The sequence below is a fragment of the Streptomyces sp. NPDC033180 genome (assembly GCF_055577645.1).
The window spans coordinates 28,878-40,286 of sequence record NZ_JBVIPU010000016.1 but is presented as its reverse complement, the minus strand read 5'-3'; the positions used below and the strand labels follow the sequence as shown (position 1 = coordinate 40,286).

The window sequence follows — 11,409 nt, the reverse complement described above, 5'->3', positions numbered from 1 at the left end:
GAATTGCCGTGGGTCAGGACAGACCGAGCTCCTGGTCGATCAGGGCGAACATCTCGTCGTCGCTCGCCGCTGTGAGGTCCGTGGCCACGGCAGCGGCGCCGCCGCCCACGACGACCTGGCGGCCGAGGACGGCCAGTAGGGCCTGGAGCCGGCTCGCGACCTTGTCGCGGTCCTCGTCGGACAGTTCGGCGGTGGAGACGGTGGCCTCGAGACGGCCGAGGTCGACATGGACGGGGGTGGCTCCCGGCCCCGCGGCGTCGGCGGTGAACCGAGTGCCGAGATACTTGGCCACCGCGCCCGCCGACGGATAGTCGAAGATCAGGGTAGCCGGGAGTCGCAGGCCGGTCGCGCCGTTGAGCCGGTTTCGCAGCTCCAGGGCGGTCAGCGAGTCGACGCCGAGGTCCAGGAAGCCGCGCTCCGGCTCGACCTGCCTGCTGCCGGTGAAGCCGAGCACCTTGGCGACGTTCAACTGGACCAGTTCCAGCAGCACGGCGGCCTGCTTCTCGTCGGTGAGACCCGACAGCCGTTGCGCGAGCGAACTGCCCTGCGGTTCCGCGTCCGGCGCGTTCGACGTGGCACGGCGTACCGGCGCCTTGACCAACCGGTCCAGCAGGGCGGTGAGTTCACCGGACGAGGCCTGGGCGCGCAGCCGGGGGAGGTCGAGCCGTACCGGCACGGAGACGGCCTCCCCGGTGGCCAGCGCGGCATCGAGCAGGGCGAGTCCCTCCGTCGAGGAGATCGTGGCCAGGCCCGAGCCCGTGATGCGCCGTACGTCGCCGGTGGCCAGGTTCGCGGTCAGATCACTGCGCTGCTCCCACAGGCCCCAGGCCAGTGAGTGGGCGGTGCGGCCGGCGGCCCTGCGGTGCCGGGCCAGTGCGTCGAGGAACACGTTCGCCGCCGCGTAGTTCGCCTGGCCGGGGCCGCCGAAGACACCCGCCGCCGAGGAGAAGAGCACGAACGCGGCAAGATCGATGTCCTGTGTCAGCAGATGCAGATTGACGGCTGCGTCGACCTTCGGACGCATGACCGCCTCGAGTCGCTCGGGGGTGAGCGAGCCGACCACACCGTCGTCGAGTGAGCCCGCCGTGTGGACGACAGCGGTCAGCGGACGGTCCGCGGGCACGGCGGCCAGGAGTGCCGCCAGAGCCTCCCGGTCCGCGGCGTCGCACGCGGCGACGGTCGTCTCGGCCCCGAGCGCGGCGAGCTCGGCCACCAGTTCGGTGACGCCCGCTGCCGCCGCCCCGCGGCGACTCGCCAGCAGCAGGCGGCGGGCTCCGTACTCGGTCACCAGGTGGCGGGCCACCAGCGCACCGAGAGTGCCGGTACCGCCGGTGATCAGGACAGTGCCCTCGGGATCGAGCCGCGGGCGGGCGGGTTCGGCAGGAGCCTCGGTCCTGGCGAGCTTCGGCACGTAGAGGGCGTCGCCGCGCACGGCGAGCTCGGGTTCCTTCGAGCCGGCCGCCGAAGCCAGCAGGTCACGCGTCACGCCGTCCGCGCCGTCCGCGCCGTCCGGATCGAGGTCGAGGAGGACGAACTGCCCCGGGTTCTCCGCCTCTGCCGAGCGGATCAGACCCCATAGGGGTGCGTGCACGAGGTCGGTGGGAGCCGCGTCAGCGCGCCCGGCCGTGGCCCCGCGGGTGATCAGGACGAGCCGCGACCCGCCGAACCGCTCGTCGGCCAGCCACGCCTGTACGGTCTCCAACGCCCGGACGGAAGCGGCGCGCGCGTCCTTCGCCACGCTCGTGAGGCCCTTGGCGCCGAGCGGCGCGAAGGGCACAAAGACGATCTCCGGCACGGGCAGGCCCCCGTCGACGGCAGCCGCGAGACCGGCGAGATCCGCATGGACCGCCGACTCCGCCGCCGACTCCGCCGCACCGTCGTCGGCACCCCCCAGCACACCGTGCAGACCGAACCCGTCGCTCCCCAGGGCTGCCCACCGCCTGCCGGCGGACGCGATCGGCGCCGCCGGAGCACTCGGGGCGCTCACCCAGTCGACGTGGAACAGCGACTCGTGCCACGCCCCACCGGCCGAGGACAACTGCCCCGCCGATACGGGACGCGTCGCCAGGCCCTCCACGGAGACGATCGGGGCGCCGGTGGTGTCGGCCGCCGCCAGAGTGATCCGCCGGTCGCTGTCGACACTGAGCCGCACCCGCAGATGCGAGGCACCCTCGGCGTGGAAGCTGACGCCGGCCCACGAGAACGGGAGCCGCACCTCGGCCTCCTCGCCCCCGCCGCCGCTTCGCGCGGCGTGTTCGGCGCCGACGATGACAGCGTGCAACGCGGCGTCGAGCAGCGCGGGATGCACGGCGAACCCGTCGGTACCGGTGCCCGGGGCCAGCGCGACCTCCGCGAAGATCTCCTCACCGCGCACCCAGACCGAGCGCAGGCCCTGGAAGGCGGGCCCGTACTCGTAGCCGTGCTCGACCAGACCCTCGTACAGGCCGTCGAGCGCGACCTCGTCGGAATCGGCCGGCGGCCAGGACATCAGGTCGGCGTCCACGGTCGCCACGGCCGGTGCGAGCGCGCCCACGGCGTGCGGCGTCCACGGCTCGTCGACGGCGTTGTCCGGGCGTGAGTAGATGCCGACCGTACGGCGCTCCGACGCGTCGGGAGCACCCACGACCACCTGCAACTGCAACGCCCCGGCCTGCGGCAGCACCAGCGGAGCCTGAATCGTGAGCTCCTCGACCTGACCGCAACCGACCTGGCCGCCGGCGTGGATCGCCAGCTCGACCAGCCCGGTGCCGGGGAGCAGCACGGTGCCCATGACGGCATGGTCGGCCAGCCACGGGTGCGTGCGGAGGGAGACCCGTCCGGTGAGCAACAGGCTGTCGGAGTCGGCTGGGGTGACGGCGGCTCCGAGCAGCGCGTGCTCACTCCCCACGAGGCCCAGGCCGGCGGCGTCATGGGCGGATGCGGGGCCTTCGAGCCAGTAGTGGTCGTGTTGGAAGGCGTAGGTGGGGAGGTCGATGCGGTGGGGGGCGTGGCCTGCGTATACGCCGTCCCAGTTGAGTTCCGCGCCGTGGACGTGCGCGTGGGCGATGGCCTGGGTGAGGGTTTCGGCTTCGGGGCGGTTTTTGCGGAGTACGGGGGTGAAGAGTGTGTCGCTGGGGGCGTCGGTGAGGGTTTGTTGGGCCATGGCGGAGAGGGTTCCGTCGGGGCCCAGCTCCAGGAATGTCGTGACGCCTTGGTCGGCCAGGTATGTGATGCCGTCGGCGTAGCGGACTGCGTTGCGGACGTGGCGGACCCAGTAGTCGGGCGAGGAGAGGTCTTCGGTGTCGGCGAGCTGGCCGGTGAGGTTGGAGACGACCGGAATCCGCGGAGTTCCGAATGTGATTCCGGCTGCGATGGTGCGGAATTCGTCCAGCATGGGTTCCATGCGGGGGGAGTGGAAGGCGTGGCTGACCCGCAGCTGGTGGACCTTGCGGCCCTGCTGACGCCAGTGCTCCAGAACCTCGACCACAGCCGCCTCGTCACCGGAAATCACCACGGACGAGGGTCCGTTGATGGCGGCGATGGCGATCTCGTGGTCGCGGCCTTCGATCGTCGCAAGGACTTCGGCTTCGGTGGCCTGGATCGCGGCCATGGCCCCACCGGCAGGCAGCGCCTGCATGAGGCGTCCCCGCGCGGCGACCAGCGTGGTCGCGTCATCGAGCCCGAAAACCCCGGCCACGTGTGCGGCGGCCAGCTCGCCCACCGAGTGGCCGACGAGGAAGTCGGGGGTGAGCCCCCACGCTTCGACCAGTCGGAAGAGTGCGACCTCGATCGCGAACAGCGCAGCCTGCGTGAACACCGTCTGATCCAGCAGACCAGAGCCGTCGGCATCCGCGCTGGCGCCCGTACCGAAGACGACATCCTTCAACGGACGCTCAAGATGCCCATCGAAGCGTGCACACACCTCATCAAAGGCAGCAGCGAACACCGGATACGTCTCATACAGCTCGCGACCCATCCCAACCCGCTGGCTGCCCTGACCAGTGAACAGGAACGCGACCCGGCCGCTGTTCACGCTGCCTGAGGTCACCGCCCCCGACACGTCCCCGGCCGCCAACGCAGCGACACCCGCCAGGAGTTCACCCTGGTCGGCCCCGGTGATGACGGCCCGGTGCTCGAAGCGTGCCCGCGCGACGGCAAGCGAGTAGCCCACATCGGCCGGACGCAGGTCGGAGTTCTCCCGTACGAAGGCCGCGAGCCGCTCGGCCTGTGCCCGCAGCGCACCCTCCGTCTTGCCCGACAGGACCCACGGAACGACGACCCCACCATCCACCGGAGCCCCGGCGACCGGCTCGGTGTCGACGGTCGGCGCCTGCTCCAGGATGACGTGGGCGTTGGTGCCGCTGAGACCGAAGGACGAGACACCGGCCCGGCGCGGGCGCCCGGCCGACGGCCAATCGCGTGCCTCGGTCAGCAGCCGGACGTCACCCGCCGACCAGTCGATCCTTCGGGAGGGCTCGTCGACATGAAGGGTCTTGGGCATGACGCCGTTGCGCAGCGCCATCACCATCTTGATGACGCCGACGACGCCCGCAGCGGCCTGCGTATGACCGAGGTTGGACTTGACCGAGCCGAGCCACAGCGGTTCCGCGCCCTCGCGCCCCTGCCCGTAGGTGGCTATGAGGGCCTGCGCCTCGATCGGGTCGCCCAGCCGCGTACCCGTGCCGTGCGCCTCGACCACGTCGACTTCCGCCGACGTCAGCCGGGCGTCCGCGAGTGCCTGGCGGATCATGCGCTGCTGGGAAGGGCCGTTCGGGGCGGTGAGTCCGTTGGAAGCGCCGTCCTGATTGATGGCCGAACCGCGTATCACGGCAAGGATGTCGCGACCGTTGCGTTGCGCGTCGGAGAGCCGCTCCAGGAGCAGCATGCCCACGCCCTCGCCCCAGATCGTGCCGTCCGCGCCGTCGGCGAACGCCTTGATGCGGCCGTCCGTCGCGAGGCCCCGCTGCCGGGCGAAGTCGGTGAAGGAGATGGGCGTCGCCTGGACCTGGGCCCCGCCGGCGAGCGCAAGCGCGCAGTCGCCGCGGCGCAGTGCCTGCGCGGCGAGGTGCAGCGAGACCAGGGACGACGAGCACGCGGTGTCCAGCGTGATCGCGGGCCCCTGGAGGCCGAGGCTGTAGGCGATCCGGCCCGAGGCGACGCTGTTGACATTTCCATTGGACAGGAACGGCTCGACATCGGCCGGCACAGTCGGGAGAATGCAGCCGTATTCGTTGTGGATCATTCCCAGATACACGCCGGTCGAACTGCCCTTCAGCGAAACGGGGTCGATCCCCGCACGCTCCAGTACCTCCCATGAGGTCTCCAGAGCGAGCCGCTGCTGGGGATCCATCGCGACGGCCTCGCGCGGGGAGATCCCGAAGAACGCCGGGTCGAACGCGTCGGCGTCCTCGATGAAACCGCCTTGGCGCACGTACGTCGTGCCGGGGCGGTCGGGGTCCGGGTCGTACAGCGAATCAAGTTCCCAGCCGCGGCCCTCGGGGAACTCGGAGATCGCGTCGACCCCGTCCGCCACCAACCGCCACAGGTCCTCGGGTGAGGCCACTCCGCCGGGGAATCGGCAGGCCATGCCCACGATCGCGATCGGCTCGTGCTCCGCTTCCTCGACCTCGACCAGGCGATGACGGGTCCGGCGCAGCTCGGCCGTCACGAACTTGAGATTTTCCAGAAGTTTCTCGTCCTGCGCCATCAGATTCATCACCTATCGAAGTCAAATACCGTGCGAGGGCCGGAGATGCCGGTACCGGGATTTCGCTGGATCCCGGTACGCGGCGGATTCTCAGGCCTTTCCGAATTCCCGCTGGATAAGGGCCAGCATCTCGTCGGCGGTCGCCGATTCGAGATCGTCGTCACTGTCCGCGGCAGCCCCGGACGCGGCGCTCTGGATTTCGCTCCACTTGGACAGCAGGCTCTGCAACCTTTCCGTGACCCTCGCCACCCGGTCGCCCTCGTCGCTGTCGACGCCCCCTTCTCCTTCCGCGCTGAAGTCGCCGGTGCCGGTGCCGGTGCCGGTGAGCGCGACGCGGGACATCGCCGACTCCAAGCGGTCGAGCTCGGACAGGACCGAACCGACCGGTGCGGCAGCGTTCGCGGCAGCGGCTGTGTCCGCGGTACCGCCGACCACCTCGGCGCACAGGTACCGCGCCAGGTCCAGCGGGGTGGGGTAGTCGAAGACCAAGGTGGACGAGAGGCGGAGCCCGCCGCTCGTGCCGATACTCGCGTTCAGGCGGTTGCGCAGCTCGACCGCGGTCAGCGAGTCGAAGCCAAGCTCTCTGAAAGTCCGTTCGGCGTCGACCGAGCCGGCCTCCGAGTGCCCGAGCACCGTCGCCACGTTCGACGTCACCAGCTCGAGGACGCTCCTCATCCGCTCGGCGGGTGACAGTCCGGCGAGGCGATCCGCGAAGGACAGAGCCTTCGGTCCGGTGTCGGCACCGGCGTTCGCGTGTGCCACTCGCCTCGCCGGCACCCGTACGAGCTTGCGGAGGATCGCGGACGCCGGGCTGTCGTCCACCCGCAGCCGCGCCGGATGCAGCCCCATCGGAGAAACGGCCGCCAGCCCCGATGTGCGTGCTGTGTCGAGGAGTTGGAGGGCTTGGGTGGTGGGGAGGGGGGTCATGCCGGAGCGGTGGATGCGCTCGATGTCGGCGGTGGTGAGGTGTCCGGTGATGCCGCTGCGTTGTTCCCACAGGCCCCATTGGAGGGAGGTTGCGGGGAGGCCGAGTGAGTGGCGGTGGTGGGCGAGGGCGTCGAGGAAGGTGTTGGCGGCGGCGTAGTTGCCCTGTCCTGGGTCGCCGAAGAGGCCGGCGGATGAGGAGAAGAGGACGAAGGTGGAGAGGTTGAGGTCCTTCGTCAGGTCGTGGAGGTTGACGGCCGCGTCGATCTTGGGGCGGAGAACCGCGTCGAGACGCTCGGGGGTAAGAGAGGTGAGCAGGCCGTCGTCGACGACGCCGGCGGTGTGGAAGACGCCGGTGAGAGGACGGTCGACGGGGATGTCGGCGAGGAGAGCCGCGAGCGCCTCACGGTCCGCGACGTCACAGGCGGCGAACTGGACACTCTCCGCACCCAGTTCCGCGAGTCGGTCGGCCAGTTCGCGCGCGCCGTCCGCGTTCTGCCCGCGACGGCTGGTGAGGATCAGGTGCCGTACGCCGTGCTCGGTGACGAGATGGCGGGCGACGAGACCGCCCAGCGTGCCCGCTCCGGTGATCAGGGCTGTTCCGTCCAGGTCCGGCGCTGCGACCTCAACGTCGTCATCGGTTCTGGCGACTCGACTCAACCGCGGTACGTGCACCGCTCCTTCCCGCACGGCGATCTGCGGCTCAGCGGCTCGGAGTACCGGCCACAGGGCCGCGAGCCCCGCGGATTCGTCGGTGTCGAGGAGCAGGAAGCGATCGGGGTTCTCGGCCTGCGCGGAACGTACGAGTCCCCAGATGGGCGCGTTGGCCAGATCGGTCACGCCTTCGCCGGGCCGGACGGCGACCGCACCTCGGGTGGCGAGGACGAGTCGGGACGCGGCGAAGCGGTCCTCCGCCAGCCAGTCCTGGACGAGCGCGAGCGTATGGCGGGCGGCCCGGTGCGCGGCGATGGCCGTGTCGGCGTCCCCGTATCCCGCCAGGGGCGCGAGTACGACGTCGGGAACGGTGTCTGCGGCAGCCAGTTCGGCCAGGTCCGCGAACTTCGGGCCGCCGACGGTGAAGCCCTCCGGCTCACCCAGCACCGCCCACGTGGCTGGGCTCACCGAAGGGAGAGACAGCTCCGGCCATTGCACGTGGTAGAGGGAGTCGTGGAAGGGGCGGTGGGTGGTGGTGAGTTCGGCGGGGGTTGTGTGGCGCCAGGTGATGGTGTGTGCGGTGAGGACGGGTGTGCCTGTGTTGTCGGCTGCGTGGAGGGAGCCGTTGGTGGTGGAGAGTTTGATGCGCAGGGTGGTGGCGCCGGTGGCGTGGAGGGATACCTGGTGCCAGGTGGCGGTGGTGCGTGGCTGTTCGTGGGGGTTCAGTGGCAGGGCGTGGAGGGCGGCGTCGAGGAGTGCGGGATGTAGTGCGTAGCCGTCGGTGGTGGTGCCTTCGGGGAGGGTGACTTCGGCGTAGACGTCGTCGCCGAGTCGCCATGCCGCACGCAGGCCCTGGAAGACCGGCCCGTAGGTCAGCTCGGCGTGTGCGAGGTCTCCGTAGACCGTGTCGACGTCGATCGGCACGGCCCCCTGCGGCGGCCACACCGACAGATCGGAGCCCTCGCTGTGGACATCGCCCGTGAGCAGGCCCACGGCGTTCTTCGACCAAGGCGTGTCGGCCCCGGCGCTCTCGGGCCGCGAGTGGATCGCCACCGCCCGGTGCCCCCGGTCATCTGCGGCATCGACCGTCAGCCGGAGCACTACTCCGCCCTGCTCGGGCAGGACGAGGGGGGCCTGGAGCGTGAGCTCCTGGACGTGACCGCAGCCGACCTGGTCACCGGCGTGGATCGCGAGCTCGACCAGTGCCGTGCCCGGCACCACTGCCGTGCCCACGAGGGTGTGGTCGGCCAGCCACGGGTGCGACTGCAACGACAGCCGGCCGGTGAGGAGCACGCCACCGGTATCGGGGATGACCACGGCGGCACCGAGCAGCGGATGCGCTGTCCCGTCCAGCCCGAGGCCGGCGGCATCACCGGCCGGGGCGGTGGCCCGGAGCCAGTAGTGCTGGTGTTGGAAGGCGTAGGTGGGGAGGTCGACGCGGTGTGCGTCGTGGCCCTCGTATACGCCGTCCCAGTTGAGTTCCGCGCCGTGGGTGTGGGCGTGGGCGATGGCGGAGGTGAGGGTTTCGGCTTCGGGGCGGTTCTTGCGGAGTACGGGGCTGAAGAGTGTGTCGCTGGGGGCGTCGGTGAGGGTTTGCTGGGCCATGGCGGAGAGGGTTCCGTCGGGGCCCAGCTCCAGGAATGTCGTGACGCCTTGGTCGGCCAGGTATGTGATGCCGTCGGCGTAGCGGACTGCGTTGCGGACGTGGCGGACCCAGTAGTCGGGCGAGGAGAGGTCTGCAGTGTCGGCGAGCTGACCGGTGAGGTTGGAGACGATCGAGATGCTCGGGTTCCTGTAGTCGATCCCGGCTGCGATGGTGCGGAATTCTTCCAGCATGGGTTCCATGCGGGGTGAGTGGAAGGCGTGGCTGACCCGCAGCTGGTGGACCTTGCGGCCCTGCTGACGCCACTGCTCCATGATCTCGACCACGGCCGTCTCGTCTCCGGAAATGACCACGGAGGAGGGGCCGTTGATGGCGGCGATGGCGATCTCGTGGGCGCGGCCTTCGATCGTCGCAAGGACTTCGGCTTCGGTGGCCTGGATGGCGGCCATGGCCCCACCGGCAGGCAGCGCCTGCATCAGCCGCCCCCGCGCGGCGACCAGCGTGGTCGCGTCATCGAGCCCGAAAACCCCGGCCACGTGTGCGGCGGCCAGCTCGCCCACCGAGTGGCCGACGAGGAAGTCGGGGGTGAGCCCCCACGCTTCGACCAGTCGGAAGAGTGCGACCTCGATCGCGAACAGCGCAGCCTGGGTGAACACCGTCTGGTCGATCAGACCAGAGCCGTCGGCATCCGCGCTGGCGCCCGTACCGAAGACGACATCCTTCAACGGCTGCTCAAGGTGCCCGTCGAAGTGCGCGCACACCTCATCAAAGGCAGCAGCGAACACCGGATAGGCCTCGTAAAGCTCGCGGCCCATCCCAACCCGCTGGCTGCCCTGCCCCGTGAACAGGAACGCGACCCGGCCACGGCTGACAGCGCCCGAGGTGGTCTCCCCGGCAGCAACAGCCCGCAGTCCGGCCAGCAGCTCCTCACGGCTCGTGCCCGCGACCGCGGCCCGGTGCTCGAACCGTGCCCGCGACACCGCCAGCGAGTACCCCACGTCCGCCGGGCGCAGCTCGGGCCTCTGCTCCACGAAGGAGAGCAGCCGCTCGGCCTGCGCCCGCAACGCGCCCTCGGTCTTGGCCGAAAGGACCCATGGGACGGGACCGCCGGCAACCGGCGTCCCTCCGGCCCCGAGTTCCGGCGTAGGCGCCTGTTCCAGCACCACGTGGGCGTTCGTGCCGCTCATGCCGAACGACGACACCGCTGCCCGCCTCGGCCTGTCGACCTGCGGCCACTTGCGTGCCTCGGTCAGCAGGCGGACGTCACCCGCTGCCCAGTCCACCTCGGGGGCCGGCTCGTCGACGTGCAGGGTCTTGGGCAGCAGGCCCTCCCGCATGGCGATGACCATTTTGATGATGCCCGCGATGCCCGAGGCCGCCTGGCTGTGGCCGATGTTGGACTTGATGGAGCCGAGCCAGAGCGGCTCGCCGCCCTCGCGGCCCTGGCCGTACGTGGCCAGCAGTGCCTGCGCCTCGATCGGGTCGCCCAACCGCGTACCCGTGCCGTGCGCCTCGACCGCGTCGACATCGTTCGTCGACAGCCCGGCGTTGCTCAGCGCCCGCCGGATGACGCGCTGCTGCGAGGGCCCGTTGGGTGCCGTCAGGCCGTTCGACGCGCCATCCTGGTTGAGGGCCGTGCCCCTGATCACCGCCAGTACCTGGTGGCCGTTCCGGCGGGCGTCGGAGAGGCGTTCGACGAGGAGCATGCCCACGCCCTCCGCCCAGCCGGTGCCGTCCGCCGCACCCGCGAAGGGCTTGCAGCGGCCGTCGGGGGCGAGGCCGCGCTGCCGCGAGAACTCCACGAACGTGTCCGGCGTCGACATGACCGTGACGCCACCTGCGAGCGCGAGCGAGCACTCTCCCCGGCGCAACGACTGGACCGCCAGGTGCAGGGCGACGAGCGAGGACGAGCACGCGGTGTCCACGGAGACGGCGGGCCCTTCGAGGCCGAGCACGTACGAGACACGACCCGAGGCGACGCTGCCCGAGTTGCCGGTGCTGAGGTAACCCTCGAGACCCTCCACGGACTTGGTGAACTCGGAGTAGTAGTCCGAGCTCATCACTCCGGCGAACATGCCCGTCTGGCTGCCGCGCATCGCCTCGGGATCGAGACCGGCCCGCTCGAAGGCCTCCCAGGAGGCTTCGAGGAGCAGTCGCTGCTGCGGGTCCATCGCCAGCGCCTCGCGCGGCGAGATCCCGAAGAACGCGGGATCGAAGTCACCCGCCTCGTAGAGGAATCCGCCCTCACGCGAGACGATCTTTCCGGGCTTGTCGGGATCGGGGTCGTACAGCCCCTCGATGTCCCAGCCGCGGTCCGTCGGGAACCCGGAGATCGCGTCGGCCCCGTCCGACACCAGCCTCCACAGGTCCTCGGGCGAAGCGGCCCCGCCCGGGTAGCGGCAGGCCATGCCGACGATCGCGACGGGCTCCGTCGCCGCTCCGACGAGTTGCCTGTTCTGCTGCTTGAGGCTCTCGGCTTCCTTGATCGACGCACGCAGCGCCTCGACGAGTTGTGCCTGGGACGTTGTCATCAAGAGCTCCA

The 11,409-nt window shown here is 70.5% G+C and carries 2 protein-coding genes; both read right to left on the bottom strand.

Going from position 1 to position 11,409, the window contains the following annotated elements; genetic code table 11:
* Positions 1–13: 13 nt before the first annotated feature.
* The gene (locus ACZ5WE_RS31930) at positions 14–5,695 is read right to left on the bottom strand and encodes a type I polyketide synthase (protein WP_467696123.1); all 5,682 of its coding nucleotides are present in this window, start codon (positions 5,693–5,695) and stop codon (positions 14–16) included.
* An 81-nt stretch (positions 5,696–5,776) separates the two neighbouring features.
* On the bottom strand, positions 5,777–11,401 hold the full coding sequence (locus ACZ5WE_RS31925; protein ID WP_467696120.1) for a type I polyketide synthase: 5,625 nt from the start codon (positions 11,399–11,401) through the stop codon (positions 5,777–5,779).
* Between the last annotated feature and the right edge of the window lie 8 nt (positions 11,402–11,409).